The following is an 18246-nucleotide window of genomic DNA, read 5'->3' as shown; positions in this document are numbered from 1 at the left end:
AGGCCGAGGACTGGTGCGACTACTGCGGGTTCCCGATGACCCCGCCGCCCGGCCTGGCCATCCCCGGCTTCCCGGCCGCCCGGCCCAGCCCGGCGGCCCGCCGCGCCCGCCGCCCCGCAGGCCCCGCAGGCCCCGTACGGCGGGTACCCGCCGGCCGGCCCGGGCGGCACCCCGCCGTCCGGCACCCCGGCCGGGGGCGGCGGCTACTTCGAGCCCCGCCGGCCCGCCACCCCGCCCGGCGGCACGCCCACCGGCCCCGCCGCCGGCGCCCCCGGCATGCCCGGCTCCCCCGGCCCGTACGGCGCCCCGCCGCAGGCCCCCGCCGCGCCGCCCGCCACCTGCCCGATCTGCCGCACCCCGCAGACCGGCCGGTACTGCGAGGAGTGCGGCTACGACTACAACCTGGCCACCTCGGCCCGCCCGCCGGGCGGTCCCGCCCCGGCCGGGCACCAGCCGCAGCCCGCCGGCGCTCCGCACGGCCACCCCGAGCCGGGCCGCGCCCCGCAGCCGCCGCAGTCCGCGCAGCACGGCTACGGCTTCCCGCCGCCGTCCCCGCAGCCGCCGGCCGCGCCCGCCGGTTTCGAGCCGTCCGCCTTCGAGCCGGCCGCGCCCGCGCCCGGCGGCTTCGACCGGCAGGCGCCGTACGAGCGTCCGCAGCAGCCGTTCGAGCCGCAGTCGCCGTACGAGCGGCCCGGCTACCAGCAGCCCGCGCCGGGCCAGGCCGCGCCGCCGGCCGGCTACCCGTCCGCACCGGGCGCGCCGGCCGCCCCGCCGGCCCCGTCCTCGTTCGACAAGCGCCCGCCGGCGGCCTTCCCGGACGGCGACTACGAGCGCACCGGCCCGGTGTACGCCGAGCCGTCGGGCCCGCAGCAGGGGCACCAGCAGCAGGGCGGCGACGACTACGGCACCTCGTTCCGGCTGACCCCGCCCGGGCAGCAGGGCCAGGGGCAGGGGCAGCCGCCGGCCGCGCCGCCGCAGCGCGCCACCTGGTTCGCCGTGGTGGCCGCCGACCACGACTACTTCACCGACATGATGACCCGCAGCGGCCCGGAGGCGGCCGGCCTGTACTTCCCGCCGTACACCCCGGAGCGGCGGGTCCCGCTGACCGGGCGCGGCCAGCTGCGGATCGGGCGGCGCAGTCAGCAGCGCGGCACCGTGCCGGAGATCGACCTGTCGGTGTCCCCGGAGGACCCGGGCGCCTCGCACCAGCACGCGCTGCTGGCCGAGCAGCCGGACGGCAGCTGGGTGGTGGTCGACCAGGACTCCACCAACGGCACCACCCTCAACGGCGGCGCGGACACCCTGCCGCCGCACACTGCGGTCCCGCTGAGCGACGGCGACCGCATCCACGTCGGCGCCTGGACCACCATCACGGTGCACCGGGCCTGACGGACCGTCATCCGGTTCGTGCGCTGACGTAGTGTCACCGCTCCCCGCCGGCAGGGCAGTTGATCTCCCTGCCGGCGGGGTGCGGCCACCGGACCGTCACCGAACAAGCAAAATTCATACAAATGCGCTCGTGAGGGCGCGTGCACCCCCTACGCTTCGCCCCATGACTGAAGCAATAACCGCGGACGGGATCCGGAAGCGGTACGGGGATGTCCAGGCCGTCGACGGAGTGTCACTCTCCGTCAGGACTGGCGAGTTCTACGGCCTGCTCGGGCCGAACGGGGCCGGCAAGACCACCACGCTGGAGATCCTGGAGGGCATCCGGGAGGCCGACGAGGGCCGGGTCGAGCTGCTCGGCCTGTCGCCGTGGCCGCGCAACGCCAAGCTGCTGCCGCGGATCGGCGTGCAGTTCCAGGCGTCGGCGTTCTTCAACAAGCTGACCGCGCGCGAGACCATCCGCACCTTCGCCTCCTTCTACGGCATCGGCCCGAAGGCCGCCGACGCGATGCTGGAGCGGGTCGGCCTGACCGAGTCCGCGGGCGCGCTGACCGACAAGATGTCCGGCGGCCAGGCCCAGCGCCTGTCCATCGCGTGCGCCCTGGTGCACGACCCGGAGCTGGTGTTCCTCGACGAGCCGACCACCGGCCTCGACCCGCAGGCCCGCCGCAACCTGTGGGACCTGCTGCGCGACATCAACGCCGAGGGCCGCACCGTGGTCCTCACCACCCACTACCTGGACGAGGCGGAGATCCTCTGCGACCGCGTCTCGGTGATGGACCACGGCAAGGTGCTGCGGACCGGCGCCCCCGCCGCCCTGGTCCGCGAGATCGACGACACCGTCCGGATCCGGGTGGAATCCGGACTGCTGACCGCCGACCGCGCCCGTGAACTGCTCACCGCCGCAGGCGCGGTGTTCACCAACCTGGAGGACGACGGCGTCACGCTGGCCCTCTCCACCGACGCGCCCGGACCGGTGCTCTCCATGCTGGCCGAGCAGAACGCGCTGCGCGGGCTCGAGGTCCGCGGCGCCACCCTGGAGGACGTCTTCCTCCAGCTGACCGGACGGGAGTACCGGGCATGACCGCCACCGACGACCAGCCCCGTACCGCCCCCGCGCCCGCCTCCGCCGGCGGACCGGAGAAGGCCAACGCCTTCGTCGGCCTGTCCCGGGTCATGCTGCTCGGCTTCGTCCGGGACAAGGGCACCCTGTTCTTCACCCTCGCCCTGCCGCTGATGTTCCTGGTGCTGTTCGGCGTCCTCTACAAGGGCGGCGGCACCTCGCACGTCAAGGTCGCCGAGGTCGGCCAGGTCAAGCTGCTGGACGCGCTGAAGGACCAGAAGGACGGCCCGCTGTCCGTCCTGGAGATCACCACCTACACCGACGAGAACGCCGCGCTCGCCAAGGTCAAGAAGGGCGACCTGGACGGCATGGTGTCCGAGGGCGCCGACGGCAGGCTGGTGCTCCGCTTCAGCCAGGCCGACCAGGTCAAGGCCGGCACCGTCCAGGGCATCATGAACTCCCTGGTGCAGACCGCCAACCAGGAGGCCTCGCACGCCGCCCCGGCGTTCACCCTGGACGCCTCCAAGGTCGAGGACGACTCCACCAAGCCGATCCAGTACCTGACGCCCGGCCTGCTCGCCTACGCCATCGCCATGGGCGCCGTCTACGGCGCCTCCTTCACCCTGGTCACCTGGCGCAAGAAGCGGGTGCTGCGCCGCCTGCGGCTGGCGCCCATCTCGGCGGGCACCATCGTCGGCGCCCGGGTGCTGATCAGCGTGGTGGTGGCGCTCGCCCAGACCGCGCTGTTCCTCGCCGTCGCACAGCTCGACTACTTCGGCCTCAAGCTCACCGGCAACTGGTGGCTGGTGATCCCGCTGGTGATCTGCGCCACCCTCGCCTTCATGGCGATCGGCCTGGTCACCGGCTCGCTGGCGAAGTCCGAGGAGTCGGCGAACGGCATGAACCAGCTGATCATCCTGCCGATGTCCTTCCTCGGCGGCGCGTTCATCCCGCTGGACTTCGCGCCCGGCTGGCTGCAGGACGTCTCCAAGGTGCTGCCGCTGCGCTACCTGATCAACCCCGCCAAGTCGGTCCTCAGCCAGGGCGGCGGCATCGCCGACGCACTGCCCTCCATGGGCATCCTGCTGGCCTTCACCGCGGTCCTGTGCGCCGTCGCCTGGCGCTTCTTCAACTGGGACGACGCGTAGCTCCCGCCCGCCCCGCGGCAGGGGTCGTACACCGAAAGTCCCGGTGTACGACCCCTGTCGGCGTCTGCGACCATGGACGGGTGACTGACACCGGGCGCGACACCGCACACGAGGAGACCGTGCAGCAGACGGCGGCGGAGGAGAGCTTCTACGACCGCGTCGGCGGCGAGCAGACGTTCCGCCGGCTGGTCCACCTCTTCTACCAGGGCGTCGCCCAGGACGAGTTGCTGCGCCCGATGTACCCGGAGGAGGACCTCGGCCCCGCCGAGGAGCGCTTCGCGCTGTTCCTGATGCAGTACTGGGGCGGCCCGCGCACCTACAGCGAGCACCGCGGCCACCCCCGGCTGCGGATGCGCCACGTCCCGTTCCGGGTCGACCGGGCCGCGCACGACGCCTGGCTGCGGCACATGCGCACCGCCCTCGACCAGCTCGCGCTGCCCGCCGAGGACGACCGCGAACTCTGGCACTACCTGACGTACGCCGCCGCCTCGATGATCAACACGGCCGGCTGACCGGCCCGTTACCGCAGCGGGCTGAGCCCCAGGCCCGCACCGGGCGCGCCGCCCGCCCGCAGCGCGACCGAGCCCGCCGGGGCGTCCAGCCGCAGCCAGGCCCCGGCCCGGTGCGCCCGCAGCGGGGTGCCGGGCCGCAGGAAGCCGATCGCGTAGGCGGCGTGCGCGGCCCGCAGCGGCAGGCCCTCGACGGCGACCAGCGGCCGGGACCAGATCTCGTCCGCTATCGCGTCCACCGCCTGCCGGCTCCGGTGGTGCTCCGGCACCTCGGCGGTGCGCTGCTTGAACTCGGCGACGGCGGTCCGCACTTCGTCCATCACCCGGTCCACCGGCGGCTGCCCGAGCGGCTGCCAGCCGGAGCGCGGCGGCAGCAGGCCCGCCCAGGACGGGCCGGTGACCGGGGCGGGCAGCGCGACCGTGGCGGCCGGCTCGTCCACGGACTCCAGCAACTGCCCGGCGGAGACGGTGAGATCGGCGTCCGCCACCCGGCCGGTGAGCCGCACGGTGCGCAGCGCGAGCACCGCCGAACCGCCCAGCGGCAGCCGCCCGAACACCGCCAGCACCCCGCCGCCCTCCGCCGCCGGCACCGCCTGCAGCCGGACTGCGGCGGCCCGGTCGAAGCGGATCAGCCGGCCCAGGAAGGCGGCCAGGTCGGCGGCCTCCCCCTGGTCGGCGAGGTCGAGGCGGGGCTGCGCGGTCACCGGGGGTTCAGCTCGATTCGTCAGTGCGTCCCGGCACGTCGGTGCGTACCGGTCCGGGTCGGTCCTGTCGGTGCGGCGGGCTCGGGGCGGCGCGGGCCGACGGTCCGTCAGGCGGCGCAGCCGGCCGGCTGCTCGTCCATGAAGCGGCCGAGGAACTCGCGCTCCACGGCGCTGATCCGGCGCGGCCGGCCCTCGGCGAGGTTGTAGGGGACGACCACGGTGGAGGCCGTGACGTACACCGTCTCGGTGCCGTCCTCGGCGACGTCCTTGATCTCGTAGGAGACGGTCAGCGAGGCGCCGCCGATCTTCGTCACCCAGGTCTCGATGGTCACCGGCTCCGGGCGGTGCACCAGCGGCCGCTTGTAGTCGATCTCGTGGCGCGCGACCACGGACCCGCCCGCGAACTCCCCGGCGCCGGCCTCGGCGGCCTGGGTGAACATGAAGTCGATCCGGGCCTCCTCCAGGTAGCGCAGGAAGACCACGTTGTTGACGTGACCGAAGGCGTCCATGTCCGACCACCGCAGGGGGCAGGCGTAGATGTGACGTGCCACGGTGTACTCCTCAAGCTCAGGTGGACCCGCAGGAAGCCTACGGGCCGCGGCCCGGCAGTCCGCCCGAGGGTGGACTGCCGGGCCGTCCGTGCGACCGCGGGTCAGCCGCGGGTCAGCTTCTTGTAGGTCGCGCGGTGCGGGCGGGCCGCATCGGCGCCCAGGCGCTCGATCTTGTTCTTCTCGTAGGACTCGAAGTTGCCCTCGAACCAGAACCACTTGCTGTCGCCCTCGTAGGCGAGGATGTGGGTGGCCACTCGGTCCAGGAACCAGCGGTCGTGGGAGATGACCACGGCGCAGCCGGGGAACTCCAGCAGCGCGTTCTCCAGCGAGGACAGCGTCTCGACGTCGAGGTCGTTGGTCGGCTCGTCGAGGAGCAGCAGGTTGCCGCCCTGCTTGAGGGTGAGCGCCAGGTTGAGGCGGTTGCGCTCACCGCCGGACAGCACGCCGGCCGGCTTCTGCTGGTCCGGGCCCTTGAAGCCGAACGCCGACACGTAGGCGCGGGACGGCATCTCGACCTGGCCGACGTTGATCCAGTCCAGACCGTCGGAGACGACCTCCCAGAGGGTCTTCTTCGGGTCGATGTTGGAGCGGGTCTGGTCGACGTAGCTGATCTTGACGGTCTCGCCGACCTTGACCTTGCCGCTGTCCGGGGTCTCCAGGTCCTGGAGCATCTTGAACAGGGTGGTCTTGCCGGCGCCGTTCGGGCCGATGATGCCGACGATGCCGTTGCGCGGCAGGGTGAAGCTCAGGTCGTCGATCAGGACCTTCTCGCCGAAGGCCTTGTTGAGGTGCTCGACCTCGATGACGACGCTGCCCAGGCGCGGGCCCGGCGGGATCTGGATCTCCTCGAAGTCCAGCTTCCGCATCTTGTCGGCCTCGGCCGCCATCTCCTCGTAACGGGCGAGGCGGGCCTTGGACTTGGCCTGGCGGCCCTTGGCGTTGGAGCGGACCCACTCCAGCTCTTCCTTGAGCCGCTTGGCGCGCTTGGCGTCCTTCTGGCCCTCGACCTTGAGACGGGTCTGCTTGGTCTCCAGGTAGGTGGAGTAGTTGCCCTCGTACGGGTAGGCGCGGCCGCGGTCGAGTTCGAGGATCCACTCGGCGACGTTGTCCAGGAAGTACCGGTCGTGGGTGACGGCGACGACGGTTCCGGGGTACTTCTCCAGGTGCTGCTCCAGCCAGTTCACCGACTCGGCGTCCAGGTGGTTGGTGGGCTCGTCGAGGAGCAGCAGGTCGGGCTGCTCCAGCAGCAGCTTGCAGAGCGCCACGCGGCGCTTCTCGCCACCGGAGAGCTTGGTGACCGGCCAGTCGCCGGGCGGGCAGCCCAGCGCGTCCATGGCCTGCTCCAGCTGGGCGTCGAGGTCCCAGGCGTTGGCGTGGTCCAGGTCCTCCTGGAGCTTGCCCATCTCCTCGAGCAGCGCGTCCGAGTAGTCGGTCGCCATCAGCTCGGCGATCTCGTTGAACCGGTCGAGCTTGCCCTTGGTCTCCTTGACGCCGTCCTGGACGTTCTCCAGCACGGTCTTCGTCTCGTCCAGCGGCGGCTCCTGCTGGAGCATGCCGACGGTGAAGCCCGGCGAGAGGAAGGCGTCGCCGTTGGAGGGCTGGTCCAGGCCGGCCATCATCCGCAGGACGGTGGACTTACCGGCGCCGTTGGGGCCGACGACGCCGATCTTCGCCCCGGGGAGGAAGGAGAGCGTCACGTCGTCAAGGATGACCTTGTCGCCGTGTGCCTTGCGCACCTTGCGCATGGTGTAGATGTATTCCGCCACGTGAGATCGCTCCGGCGTCGTCGTCGAGTTAATCGGCTTGCAGCGTTCCATTGTGCCGTAAGGCCGGTGCCGCCCCGAACGCCCTTCGGGGCGCACGGCGGACGGCCGGGCCGCGGCTGCGGGCGGCCCGTGACGCGAACGGCCCCGCTCCCGTCGGTACGGGGGCGGGGCCGTCCCCCTCACCGGCGGGGTGCCCGGGAGGGTTCAGCGCGGGTGTCAGGCGCGGCTGTGGCGGCCGCGGCGGCGCAGGGCGTAGACCGCGGCGGCGCCGGCGACGACCAGCGCGCCGGCGATGCCGGCGGTGATGCCGGTGCCCATGCCGCCACCGGTGGTGGCCAGCTCAGGGCCGCTCGGGCTGGGCGACGGGGTGGCGGTCGGGGTGGCCGGCGGCAGGGTGTTGCTGTCGGTCTTGCAGTTCAGCACGCCGCTGAAGGTCTGCGAGAAGCCGCCCGGGCCGGTGACGGTGAAGTTGTAGGCGGTGTCCTCGGCGACCGGCAGGGTGACGTCCTGGGTGGTGCCGGGCTTCACGGTGACGTTCTTGCCGCCGACGGTGAACTTCCAGTCCTGGTCGCCCTTGTTGCCGACGGTGAGGACCAGCGCGCCCTGGGTGCAGTCGACCTTGGCGGTGGCGGACGGGATCGGGCCGGTGGGCGCCCAGGCCAGGGTGGCGAGCGCGTTGACCTTGACCTTGTTGCTGCCGGCCAGGATCAGCGTCTGGCTGTGCTTGCCGTCCTCGGCGCCGACGAACGCGCGGCCGAGCTTGATGGTGGCGGTGGCGTCGGCGGTGATGCTCGCGGTGCCGGCGTTGGCGCCGGCCGGGACCTTGGCGAAGAGCTGGTCGCCGTTCTTGGCGGTCTTCACCGCGGCGCCGCTCTTGTCCACCAGGGTGACGCCGGCGTCGGTGCCCTTCTTGTCGAGGGCGACCGTCACGTCGGCGGCGCCGCCGCCAGTGGTGACGGTGATCGGGCCGAGCGTCTCGCCGCTCTTGCCCGCGACCGAGCCGGGGTTGAGGGCCAGCGAGGGCTTGGGCTCCTCGGCGCCGCCCTTGGCGTCGGCCTGGGCGATCAGCCAGGCGGTGAGCTGCTTGGCCTTCGGGTACTTGTCGCTCTGCTTGGTGGCGACGTTCGGGTCGGAGAAGTGCCAGATCGCGACCTGGGTGGCGGCGGCGGCGTCGTCCTTGCTCAGGCCGTCGATCCCGGAGGCCTTGGAGAGCGCGGCCTCGTCGAGGTTCGGGAAGGAGTGCTCCAGGATCCACTGGATCTTCGGGCCGGCCTTGGCCTTGACCTTCTCCGGCTGCGAGAGCGACGTGGAGGCCCAGTCGGTCTCGTGGTAAGTGGCGTTCTTGAGCGTGTCGTTGAGCAGGTCGATGCAGTACACGTCCAGCGTGGACTCGGTGCCGACCACGCCGAGGGTGAACTGCCCGGCGGGGATGGACAGCCAGTGGCCCGGGCTCACCTCGTGCTCGATCTGCTCGCCGTAGCGGACACCGCCCTGCAGCTTCGCGGTCACGCCCGACGTGCCGTCGGCCGCCGCGGCGCTGCCGGCGGCCAGCAGGCCGGAGCCGACGACCAGACCGGACGCGAGCATGACAGAAACGATGCGGGAGACAGCCCGCCCCTGCTTGTGGAACATGTGCGATCCCTCCGGGCGACGACGTGCCGATGGCAACCCGCCCCCTGCAAAGCGGCACCCCCTGTGGCACCGCTGCACGTGTGTGGACCAGACGCATCCTATTGACGCGATCGGAGCCCTCGGGGCCCGTAGCAAATCAGGACGATATCGTGGCTGTTTCGTTATCAAGGAGCCGACGGTCAGCGGGAGTTGATGAGTCGACATAAAGTCACGGCACGCCGCGCGGGCAATCAGGATTGCACTCCCCGGGGCCTCTCGTGCCCAGAATCCGTCAGTTCAGAACCTCCTCCGTCACATCCGAGCCTCCCGGCCCCGCAGCCCCGGCCGCCCCACCGCCCGCGCCACCCGCCGGGCCGCGGCCGCACCCGCCGCCGGGGCCGTCGCGCCGGCCGTCGCCTCGGCTTCCCGGCGGGCCGCCACTGCCCGGACGATCCACTCCGGCACCGCCTCCTCCACCAGGCACACCGCCCGGGATCCGCCCCTTCCCGCGCCGCCGGCCGCCGCGACCGGCCACTCGCCCGGCGAACTGCCCTGCGCCGCCGCCGCTTTGGCGTCCGCCGGGCGGGCCTCCACCGCACGCCGGAAGGTGGAGGTGCCGCGCGTCAGATCGTGGCCGACCGCTCGGGCGTCGATCTCGACCTCGGTGCGCCGGCTCGCCTCCTCTCCCCATTCGCGCACCCGCAGCCGCCCGCTCACCACCACCGGATCCCCTTTGTTGACCGAACCGACCAGATTGACCGCGAGCCGCCGCCAGGCCACCACCGTCACCCAGGTGGTCTCGCCGTCCGCCCAGTCGCCGCGCTCCCGGTCGTAGCGCCGTTCCGTCGCGGCCAGCCGGAAGCTCGCGACGGCCACCCCGCCGGTCGTCTCCCGGTACGTCACATTCGAGGCCGCATTGCCGACCATCGTCACCAGCGCGCCGTCCATTTCCGCCTCCGCTCTCCGGCCGCCGGACGGCCGGTCCGCCTTTCACCGACGGAATTTCCGTCGCGAGCAGATCCTGCGCCCGGCGGGAAATCAGGGCCAGCGGCTTCGCCATTCCTGTGGAAAACCCGGCCCTGTGGAAAACCCGGATAACTCGTGAGGGTGAATGCCGTCGATTTCCGGGCCGGAACCGCCCACTTGGGAGGCGTGTCCACGACAAGAACCTGCACGCCAGAGCCCCCGCCCCCGCACCTCACCCGTAGGACACCTCGGCGCCACCGACGAAACCCCGAACGGGTGGGCGTCAACTCGCCCCGTCCATGTCATCCGGCGGCAGGAACCCCTAAACATGCCCCCACCCGCGGGCCGAACCGGGGGATTGCCGCGCCGAATGCATAACGGGTGGGGCGACAGCCCCGTAACGAGTGCACAACGTCCGGCTCCAGGACCCCACAGAGCGCTGCGCACCAGGACGCTACCTGCGATTATCGGACCGCCCCGTGGAGGCCGACACACCCCGGTTCGGTCTTCGAAGTCCAGGTGGCGGAACTGAACACCCGTATCCTGTCCCGGAACATCCCGTCCCGGCCCAGGCCCGGCAAGCGGGCCGAGGTCACACCCCGGCCCCCATAGCTCAGCGGATAGAGCACCCGCCTTCTAAGCGGTAGGTCGCAGGTTCGAATCCTGCTGGGGGCACACAGCAGGCTCCGACCGGTCGGCCCGTCGAGGAGCCCCCCTCCCCGCCCCGGCCGTTCCCCGCCCGTGGGAAACCGCCCTGTGGGAAGCCGCCTCGCGGGAAGCCGCCCGGCGGGAAGCCGTCTCGCCCCTTCGCTGCCGCCCCGCGCCTACCGCTCCCCCGCCGCCAGTCCGGCCAGGAAGTCGTCGAGCAGTGCACGCTGGCGCTCCGGCGGGAACTCCGCGGGTGCGAACAGCGCCTGCACCACCAGCCCGAGCGTGAAGGACTGGGCCAGCGCGGCGAGGTCCGCGGCCGGCCGGTCGGCCGGGAGCTCGCCCAGTTCCTGCGCGTCGGCGCAGAGTTCGGCCATCCGCCGGCGGGCCCGGCGGTAGCGCTCGGCGTGTTCCTCGGTCAGTCCGGGGTCGGTGAGCGCGGCGTCCCAGGAGCCGACCCAGATCCGGTTGCCGGCCGCGCCCTCCCCGTCGAGCGGCAGGATGTCGAGCAGGGCGGCGCGCAGCACGGGCAGGCCGCGGGCGGTGGCCGCTTCGGCGGTGGCGGCCTCGGTGGCGGGGCGGTGCCGGTCGGCGGCCTGCCGGTCGAGGACGTCCAGCGCGTGCGCGACCAGGGCCCGCTTGTGGGGGAAGTAGTGGGTGAGCAGGCCGGTGGAGGCGCCGAGTTCGGCGGCGACGGCGCGCAGCGTGAGGCCGCCGAAGCCGCGGGCGGCGAGCACCCGCCAGACCGCTTCGGAGACGTCCCTGCGTCGTGCTTCGTGGTCTCCGCGGGCGGGTGGTGTCATGCGCGCTAGGGTACCTACCAAACGTTTGTTATGTATGTCGTGACGCCGGAGGGGCCGCCCATGTACACCGTCGCACTCGCCGAGGACGCCGAGCTCGGCCCGCTGGAGCCGTGGCAGGCCGAGGAGTTCCTCGCGCACATGGACCGGGCCCGGGCCACCGTCGACCCGTTCATCCCGTGGGCGGGCATCAGCACGGACCTGGACTCGGCCCGCAACACCCTGCAGCGGTACGCCGACAAGCAGGCCACCGACACCGGCCGGATCTACGGGATCCGGCTGGGCGGCACCCTGGTCGGCGGCGTGATGTACGTCCGCTTCGACACCCGGGACGGGGTGTGCGAGATCGGCGCCTGGACGGAGCCGGCCGGCCGGGGCCGCGGTCTGGTCACCGCCGCGGCCGGGCGCCTGCTGGACTACGCGCTGGTCGAGCGCGGCCTGTACCGCGCCGAGTGGTGGAACTCCACGGTCAACCCGGCCAGCCGTGCCGTGGCCCGGCGCCTGGGCATGACGCTGGACGGGACGATGCGCCGGGCGACCGAGCACCACGGCGAGCGGCTGGACCTGGAGGTCTGGTCGATGCTCGCGCCGGAGTGGCGGGAGCTGCGCGCCTCCGCTTGATCCGCGTCACATGGTGAACGCCCGGCGCGCTGTGGAAGGCTGACGCTCCGTCCCCTCTCCCACTCCCGGAGGCCGTGATGTCCGCGAGCACCCGTCCGCTCGACCGCCCGGGCCCCGGGGACGTCGAACTGCCGACCGGTGCGGACGGCCTGCGCTGCTGGGTGGGCGAGGACCGGGTGGCGACGGTGCTGCTGGACCGGCCGGAGCGCCGCAACGCGGTGACCGGCGCGATGTGGCGGGCGCTGCCGGGCCTGCTGGCCGGGCTCGGCGGGCGCCCCGACGTGCGGGCGCTGCTGCTGACGGGCGCGGAGGGCGCCTTCTCGGCGGGCGCGGACATCGCCGAACTCGCCGAGGTGTACGCCGATCCGGCCTCCGCGGACGCCTACCACGCGCAGAACGTGGCCGCCGAGGAGGCGCTGGCGGCCTTCCCCCGGCCGACCCTCGCCGTGATCCGGGGCGCCTGCGTGGGCGGCGGCTGCCAGCTGGCCGTCGCCTGCGACCTGCGCTTCGCCGCGGCGGACGCCCGCCTCGGCATCACGCCGGCCAAGCTCGGCGTGGTCTACCCGGCCGTCCCGACCCTCCGCCTGGCCGCCCTGGTCGGGCCCGCCCGCGCCAAGTACCTGCTCTTCTCCGGCGAGTTGGTCCCGGCCCCCCGCGCGGAACGCTACGGCCTCCTCGACGAGGTCCTCCCGCCGGCCGAACTCGACGCCCGCGCCCGCGAGTTCGCCCGCCTCCTGGCCCGCCGCTCCCCGCAGACCATCGGCGCCGTCAAGGCCGCCCTCTCCGTCCCCCGGCCGCCGCCCCCGCCGCCATCGCCCCCTGGGAGCGCGCCTCCCGCACCGCCCCGGACGTCCGCGAGGGCCTGGCGGCCTTCCTGGAACGCCGCGAGCCGAGGTTCTGACGGGAAGCCCGTCGGCGGCGGCTGCACTGGTGGGTGGCCGCCGCCGACGGGCCGATCGGGTGCCCGCCGGCGGGGCGTCAGCGGATGGGGGCGCCCGAGATGGCGCGGGCGATGACCAGGCGCTGGATCTCGCTGGTGCCCTCGAAGACGGTGTAGATGGCGCTGTCGCGGTGCATCCGCTCGACGGGGTACTCGCGGGTGAAGCCGTTGCCGCCGAGGATCTGCATGGCCTGGGCGGTGACGAACTTGGCGGTCTCGCCGGCGTACAGCTTGGACATCGAGCCTTCGGCGTTGGTGAAGGGCTGGTTGTTGACGGCCATCCAGGAGGCCCGCCAGACCAGCAGCCGGGAGGCGTCGATGCGGGTCTTCATGTCGGCGAACTGGAAGGCGACGCCCTGGTTCTCGATGATCGGCCGGCCGAACTGGACGCGGGTCTTGGCGTAGTCGAGGGCGACCTCGTACGCGGCCCGCGCGATGCCGATGGCCTGGGCGCCGACGGCGGGGCGGGAGGCCTCGAAGGTGGCCATCGCGGCGTTCTTGCCGCCGCCCTTGGTGCCTTCGCGAGCGCGGGCGAGGCGGGCGTCGAGCTTCTCCTTGCCGCCGAGCAGGCAGTGGCCGGGGATCCGGACGTCGTCGAGGACGACCTCGGCGGTGTGCGAGGCGCGGATGCCGTGCTTCTTGAACTTCTGTCCCTGGCTGAGGCCCTTGGTGCCGGGCGGGATCAGGAAGGAGGCCTGGCCGCGGGCGCCGAGTTCGGGGTCGACGGTGGCGACGACGACGTGGACGTGCGCGATGCCGCCGTTGGTGGCCCAGGTCTTGGTGCCGTTGAGCACCCACTCGTCCTTGGCCTGGTCGTAGACGGCGCGGGTGCGCAGCGCGGAGACGTCGGAGCCGGCGTCGGGCTCGGAGGAGCAGAACGCGGCGACCTTGACGTCGTCGGGGGTGCCGAACATCTGCGGCGCCCAGGTGCCGATCTGCTCGTCGGTGCCGTTGGCGAGGACCGCGACGGCGGCCAGGGTGGTGCCGGTGATGGCGAGGCCGATGCCGGCGTCGCCCCAGAACAGTTCCTCCATGGCGATCGGGATGCCGACGCCGGACGGGTCGAAGAACTGCTGGGCGTAGAAGTCGAGCGAGTAGATGCCGAGCTTGGCGGCCTCCTGGATGATCGGCCAGGGGGTCTCCTCGCGCTCGTCCCATTCGGCCGCGGCGGGGCGGATCACGTCGGCGGCGAAGCCGTGCAGCCAGTCGCGGACGGCGATCTGGTCCGGCCCGGGGTCGAGCGAGAAGGTGGTCATGGTCGGCCTCCAGGAGACGGGGATGCGGGCCGGAGCGTCCGCGCCACTGCGCTGTTACCTCCGGTAACATGGTGGGGAGTCTGCTACCGATAGGTAACCGGTGTCAACGCCCGTCCCGGACCCTCCCGGATCCGCCGCACATCGCCGCACGAGGAGCAGCGCATGACCACCGAACCCCGCCGCGAACAACTGCTCAACGCCGCCGACCGGGTGGTCCAGCGCGAGGGCCCGGGCGCCAGCATGAACGCCATCGCCGCCGAGGCGGGCATCACCAAGCCCATCCTGTACCGGCACTTCGGCGACCGGAACGGCCTGATCGGCGCCCTGACGGCCCGTCACACCTCCGGCCTGCTGGCGGCCGTCCGGGCGGCCCTCAACGAGCCGCTGGAGCGGCGCGACCGGGTCGAGCACGTCCTCGACATCTACCTGGCGGCGATCGAGGCCCGCCCGCAGGTGTACCGGCTGCTCACCCACCCGGAGCCCGGCGATCCGACCGGCGCGGGCAACGCGCTGGCGCCCGCGCTGCGGCAGATCGCGGAGGAGATCACCCGGGCCATCCAGCAGCAGATCGACCTCGGCCAGGACGGGCCGCTGCTCTCCGAGACCTGGGGACGCTCGATCACCGGCATGGTGCTGGCCGCGGGCGACTGGTGGCTGGAGACCCGGCCGTGCCCGCGGGCCCGGATGGTGCAGGCCCTCGCCGACCTGCTCTGGGGCCGGCTCTCGGCCGCCGCCGACCTGCCGCCGATGCTGGCCGCCCCGGAGGCCCGCCCGGAGGCGTGACGACCTGACCCGCCGTCAAACATGAGCAGGTCTCACCTCTTGTGCGGCGGGGGCGGCTCCGGCAGGATCGGCCCACCCCACCCTCCACCCCGCCGCGAGGTGCCCCGTGCGCGTCCGCCGCTCCGCCGCCGCCCTGCTGCTCACCGTCGCCGCCGTCCTCGGCACCGTCTCGGCCGGCCTGCCCGCCGACCGCGGCCCGTTCGACGCCCGGAAGGTCTCCTCGACCACCCTCGCCGACGGCCGCACCGCCTTCACCGACCGGCACGGCCGGGTCCTCGACCTGCGCGGCTTCAACCTCGACAAGTACGACGAGACCACCGAGGCCGACCTGCGCGACCTCGCCGCGCACGGCTTCGGCCTGATCCGGGTCGCCGTCTCCTGGGCCCGCCTCGAACCCGCCCCCGGCCGCTACGACCGGGCCCAGCTCGCCCGCCTGCACCGGATCCTGGACTGGGCCGAGAAGTACCGCCTGTACGCCGTCGTCGACTTCCACCAGGACGTCTACGGGCAGTACTTCGGCGGCGGCACCGGCGGCGCCCCCTCCTGGGCCACCCGCGACGACGGCCTGCCGTTCACGCCCGACCCGGACGACTGGTTCGCCGGCTACTTCCAGCCCGCCGTCCAGGCCGCCTTCCGCCACCTGTACGACGACCGCGACCTGCAGCGCGCCCAGGCCGCGCTGTACACCACCGTCGCCCGCGAACTGCGCGGCCACCGCGCCCTGCTGGGCTACGACCTGTTCAACGAGCCGTTCGGCCCGGTGGACGGCGACCCCGCCGACCCGGCGGTCCTGGCCGCCTCCGCCGCCGCCCTCGAACAGGGCCGGTTGCCCGCCATGTACCGCCGGCTGATCGCGGCGGTCCGGCAGGCCGACCGCGACGCCTGGCTGTTCGTCGAACCGACCGTGCTGGTCGGCCAGGGCGTGCCCACCCGGCTCCCCGCCTTCGCCGACCCCCGACCCGGCGCCGACCGGATCGGCTACGCCCCGCACTTCTACGACACCGCCGTCGAGGCCGGCCGGGACTGGGACCCGTCGGGCGGCTTCGTCGAGGCCTACACGGACGCCATCGCCGCCTACCCCCGCGCGAACCGCCTGCCGGTGCTGGTCGGCGAGTGGGGCCCGCCCAGCGCCGCCACCCCCGGCAACGCCGAGCTGATCCGCCGTCAGGTCGCTGCGATGAACGGCTTCGCCGCCGCCTGGACCATGTGGTACTGGTGCCGCGGCAACGGCGGCTACTGCGCCCTCACCCCCACCGGCGCCCCCGCGCCCGGCTACGGCCCGGTGTTCGCCGGATAGTCCCGCCGCGCGCAGCGGCCCCGCGCGGGGCCGCTGCGCGCGGCCGCTCCCTACTCCAGGCCGCGGCGCACCAGCAGCGGCTCGATCGAGGGCTCCCGCCCCAGCACCGCGCGCACGCACTCCATCGCGTCCCGGCTCCCGCCCCGCGACAGCAGCTCGGCCCGGAACAGCTCGCCGCTGTCCCGCACCGCGCGCCCGTTGCCGCCGAACCACTCCACCGTCTCGGCGTCCAGCACCTCGGACCAGATGTACGCGTAGTACCCGGCGCTGTACCCGTTCGAGAACACGTGGTTGAAGTACCCGGTCCGGTAGCGCGGCGGCACCGTCGCCATCGCCACGCCCGCCTCGGCGAGCGCCCGCGCCTCGAACGCCTCCGCGTCGTCCACGACCGTCCCGGCGGGCAGCGAGTGCCAGGCCCGGTCGAGCAGCGCCGCGGCCAGGTACTCGACGGTGCGGAAGCCCTGCCCGTAGTTCTCGGCGGCCAGCATCCGCTCCACCAGCTCGGCGTCCAGCGGCTCCCCGGTGACGTGGTGGCGGGCGTAGTTCGCCAGCACCTCGGGCCGGACCATCCACATCTCGTTGACCTGGGACGGGAATTCGACGAAGTCGCGGGGCACCTCGGTGCCCGCGAACGACGGGTACTCGACGTCCGAGAACAGGCCGTGCAGCGCGTGCCCGAACTCGTGGAAGAGGGTCCGGACCTCGTCCCAGCTGAGCAGCGCCGGCTCCCCGGCCGCCGGGCGGGCGATGTTCAGGTTGTTGACCACCACCGGCCTGCGGCCCAGCAGGCGGGACTGCGAGACCAGTTCGTTCATCCACGCGCCGCCGCGCTTGGACTCGCGGGCGTAGAAGTCGCCGATGAACAGGCCCAGCGCGGAGCCGTCCGCGTCCGTCACCTCGAACACCCGGGCGTCGGCGTGATAGGCCGTCAGCTCCGGGCGCTCGGTGAACCGCAGCCCGTACGCCAGGCCGGCCGCGAAGAACACGCCGTCCTGGAGCACCCGCTCCAGTTCGAAGTAGGGGCGCAGCGCCGCGGTGTCCACGTCGTAGCGCTCGGCGCGGACCTTCTCGGCGTAGAACGCCCAGTCGTGCGCGGCGAGTTCGGCGACGCCGTCGGCGGCCGCGGCGGCGGCCAGCTCGGCGGCCTCGCGCTCGGCGTTGGCGACGGCGGGGCCGACCAGGCGGCCGAGCATCGCGCCGACCGCGTCGACGGTGCCGGCGGTCTCGTCGGCGACCACGTACGCGGCGTGGCTGTCGTAGCCGAGCAGCGCGGCGCGTTCGGCGCGCAGCGCGGCCATCCGGGCGGCGAGCGGACCGTTGGTGTCCAGGCCGCGCCGCAGCGAGGCGGTGAGCAGGCGCTCGCGCAGGGCGCGGTCGGTGAGCTGGGCGAGCTCGGTCTGGTTGGAGAAGTTCTTCAGGCTGAGCACCCAGCGGCCGTCCTGGCCGAGCGCGCGGGCGTTGTCGGCGGCGGCGGCGATCGCGGTGGCGGGCAGCCCGTCCAGGGCGTCGGCGCTGTCCACGGTGATCGCGCCGGCCAGCGAGGCCTCGTGGGTGTTCCTGCGGAACGCGGCGGCGTCGGCGGCGAGCCGGGTGTTGATCTCGCGCAGCCGCTGCTGGCCGGCCTCGTCGAGGCGGGCGCCGGCCCGGACGAAGGCGGTGTGGCGGCGCTCCAGCAGGCGCAGCGACTCGGCGTCCAGGCCGAGTTCGTGGCGGGTGCGGTACAGCGCGTCGAGGCGGGCGAACAGGCCCGCGTCGAGGTGGATGGCGTCGGAGTGCGCGGCCAGCAGCGGGCTGATCTCCGCGTCGAGCTCCTGGACGCCGGGGGTGGTGTCGGAGGCGTCCTGGTTCTCGAACACCACGGTCACCCGGCGCAGCACCGCGCCGGAACGCTCCAGCGCGACCACGGTGTTGGCGAAGGTCGGCGGCTCCGGGTCGGCGACGATCGCGGCGACCTCGGCGAGCTGGTCGGCCATGCCCCGCTCGAACGCCGGACGGTAGTGCTCTTCCCGGATCTCGGCGAAGGGCGGGAGCTCGTACGCCAGGGTGCTGGGCGCGAAGAAGGGATTGTCGCTCATGTCCGCCGACCCTACGGGGCGCCGGGCCCGCGCGAAACACCGAATCCCCACCTGCGCCGGACCGCCGCGGCCGCACCTGTCGGAGGCACCGGCTACCGTCGGAAGGTCCGCCACCTCGCATC

15 protein-coding genes, 1 tRNA gene and 1 pseudogene are annotated in these 18246 nt (G+C 73.3%); 9 read left to right on the top strand and 8 right to left on the bottom strand.

Annotated features, from left to right (window positions below; all coding sequences use genetic code 11):
- The first annotated feature begins 276 nt into the window (after window positions 1–276).
- The 4 genes from KCH_RS25840 to KCH_RS25825 all read left to right on the top strand — a co-directional run bounded on the left by KCH_RS25840 (window position 277) and on the right by KCH_RS25825 (window position 4109).
- Window positions 277–1389, top strand: a complete 1113-nt coding sequence (locus KCH_RS25840; RefSeq protein WP_051653449.1) for an FHA domain-containing protein — start codon at window positions 277–279, stop codon at window positions 1387–1389.
- A 163-nt stretch (window positions 1390–1552) separates the two neighbouring features.
- Entirely contained in the window at window positions 1553–2470 is a 918-nt protein-coding gene (locus KCH_RS25835; protein WP_035866916.1) for an ABC transporter ATP-binding protein, read from the top strand.
- Window positions 2467–3597, top strand: a complete 1131-nt coding sequence (locus KCH_RS25830) for an ABC transporter permease (RefSeq protein ID WP_051653448.1) — start codon at window positions 2467–2469, stop codon at window positions 3595–3597. Before KCH_RS25835 ends, KCH_RS25830 begins: the two co-directional genes overlap by 4 nt.
- Before the next feature lie 80 nt (window positions 3598–3677).
- Window positions 3678–4109 carry a globin gene (locus KCH_RS25825; RefSeq protein WP_035866914.1) on the top strand — a complete coding sequence of 144 codons (432 nt, stop codon included), beginning with the start codon at window positions 3678–3680 and terminating at the stop codon, window positions 4107–4109.
- An 8-nt stretch (window positions 4110–4117) separates the two neighbouring features.
- Here the strand turns inward: KCH_RS25825 and KCH_RS25820 are convergent, their stop codons facing one another.
- The 5 genes from KCH_RS25820 to KCH_RS25800 form a co-directional block, all read right to left on the bottom strand.
- Window positions 4118–4810 carry a DUF8010 domain-containing protein gene (locus KCH_RS25820; protein WP_035866911.1) on the bottom strand — a complete coding sequence of 231 codons (693 nt, stop codon included), beginning with the start codon at window positions 4808–4810 and terminating at the stop codon, window positions 4118–4120.
- A 107-nt stretch (window positions 4811–4917) separates the two neighbouring features.
- A complete protein-coding gene (locus tag KCH_RS25815) occupies window positions 4918–5361 on the bottom strand; it encodes an acyl-CoA thioesterase (RefSeq protein WP_084223918.1) in 444 nt (147 codons plus the stop codon).
- 101 nt (window positions 5362–5462) lie between these two features.
- A complete protein-coding gene (gene ettA / locus KCH_RS25810) occupies window positions 5463–7127 on the bottom strand; it encodes an energy-dependent translational throttle protein EttA (protein ID WP_035866907.1) in 1665 nt (554 codons plus the stop codon).
- 216 nt (window positions 7128–7343) lie between these two features.
- Window positions 7344–8714 carry a Cys-Gln thioester bond-forming surface protein gene (locus KCH_RS25805; protein WP_035866905.1) on the bottom strand — a complete coding sequence of 457 codons (1371 nt, stop codon included), beginning with the start codon at window positions 8712–8714 and terminating at the stop codon, window positions 7344–7346.
- 336 nt (window positions 8715–9050) lie between these two features.
- Window positions 9051–9686 (bottom strand): single-stranded DNA-binding protein, encoded by a 636-nt coding sequence (locus KCH_RS25800; protein ID WP_063750181.1) that lies wholly within the window; start codon window positions 9684–9686, stop codon window positions 9051–9053.
- 620 nt (window positions 9687–10306) lie between these two features.
- Here KCH_RS25800 and KCH_RS25795 point away from each other — a divergent pair.
- Window positions 10307–10379, top strand: a tRNA-Arg gene (locus tag KCH_RS25795).
- 149 nt (window positions 10380–10528) lie between these two features.
- On the opposite strand, the gene KCH_RS25790 is transcribed toward KCH_RS25795, so the two are convergent.
- Window positions 10529–11155, bottom strand: a complete 627-nt coding sequence (locus tag KCH_RS25790; RefSeq protein WP_035866901.1) for a TetR/AcrR family transcriptional regulator — start codon at window positions 11153–11155, stop codon at window positions 10529–10531.
- A gap of 60 nt (window positions 11156–11215) precedes the next feature.
- Between KCH_RS25790 and KCH_RS25785 the strand changes: the two genes are divergently transcribed.
- Both KCH_RS25785 and KCH_RS25780 read left to right on the top strand, forming a co-directional pair.
- A complete protein-coding gene (locus KCH_RS25785) occupies window positions 11216–11773 on the top strand; it encodes a GNAT family N-acetyltransferase (RefSeq protein ID WP_035866900.1) in 558 nt (185 codons plus the stop codon).
- A 77-nt stretch (window positions 11774–11850) separates the two neighbouring features.
- Window positions 11851–12674: pseudogene (locus KCH_RS25780) on the top strand (enoyl-CoA hydratase/isomerase family protein).
- A gap of 77 nt (window positions 12675–12751) precedes the next feature.
- On the opposite strand, the gene KCH_RS25775 reads toward KCH_RS25780, so the two are convergent.
- Window positions 12752–13969 (bottom strand): acyl-CoA dehydrogenase family protein, encoded by a 1218-nt coding sequence (locus KCH_RS25775; protein WP_035866898.1) that lies wholly within the window; start codon window positions 13967–13969, stop codon window positions 12752–12754.
- Between the two features lie 162 nt (window positions 13970–14131).
- Between KCH_RS25775 and KCH_RS25770 the strand changes: the two genes are divergently transcribed.
- Together KCH_RS25770 and KCH_RS25765 are read left to right on the top strand one after the other, a co-directional pair.
- Complete coding sequence (locus KCH_RS25770) at window positions 14132–14752, top strand: TetR/AcrR family transcriptional regulator (RefSeq protein WP_035866896.1); 621 nt, start codon at window positions 14132–14134, stop codon at window positions 14750–14752.
- 106 nt (window positions 14753–14858) lie between these two features.
- Complete coding sequence (locus KCH_RS25765; protein ID WP_051653447.1) at window positions 14859–16049, top strand: glycoside hydrolase family 5 protein; 1191 nt, start codon at window positions 14859–14861, stop codon at window positions 16047–16049.
- 50 nt (window positions 16050–16099) lie between these two features.
- On the opposite strand, the gene KCH_RS25760 is transcribed toward KCH_RS25765, so the two are convergent.
- Entirely contained in the window at window positions 16100–18124 is a 2025-nt protein-coding gene (locus tag KCH_RS25760; RefSeq protein WP_035866893.1) for a M3 family metallopeptidase, read from the bottom strand.
- Window positions 18125–18246 lie beyond the last annotated feature (122 nt).

It is taken from the genome of Kitasatospora cheerisanensis KCTC 2395, assembly GCF_000696185.1.
Classification (GTDB): domain Bacteria; phylum Actinomycetota; class Actinomycetes; order Streptomycetales; family Streptomycetaceae; genus Kitasatospora; species Kitasatospora cheerisanensis.
The sequence above is the reverse complement of the archived record's forward strand: the minus strand, read 5'-3'. Positions and strand labels throughout refer to the sequence as shown.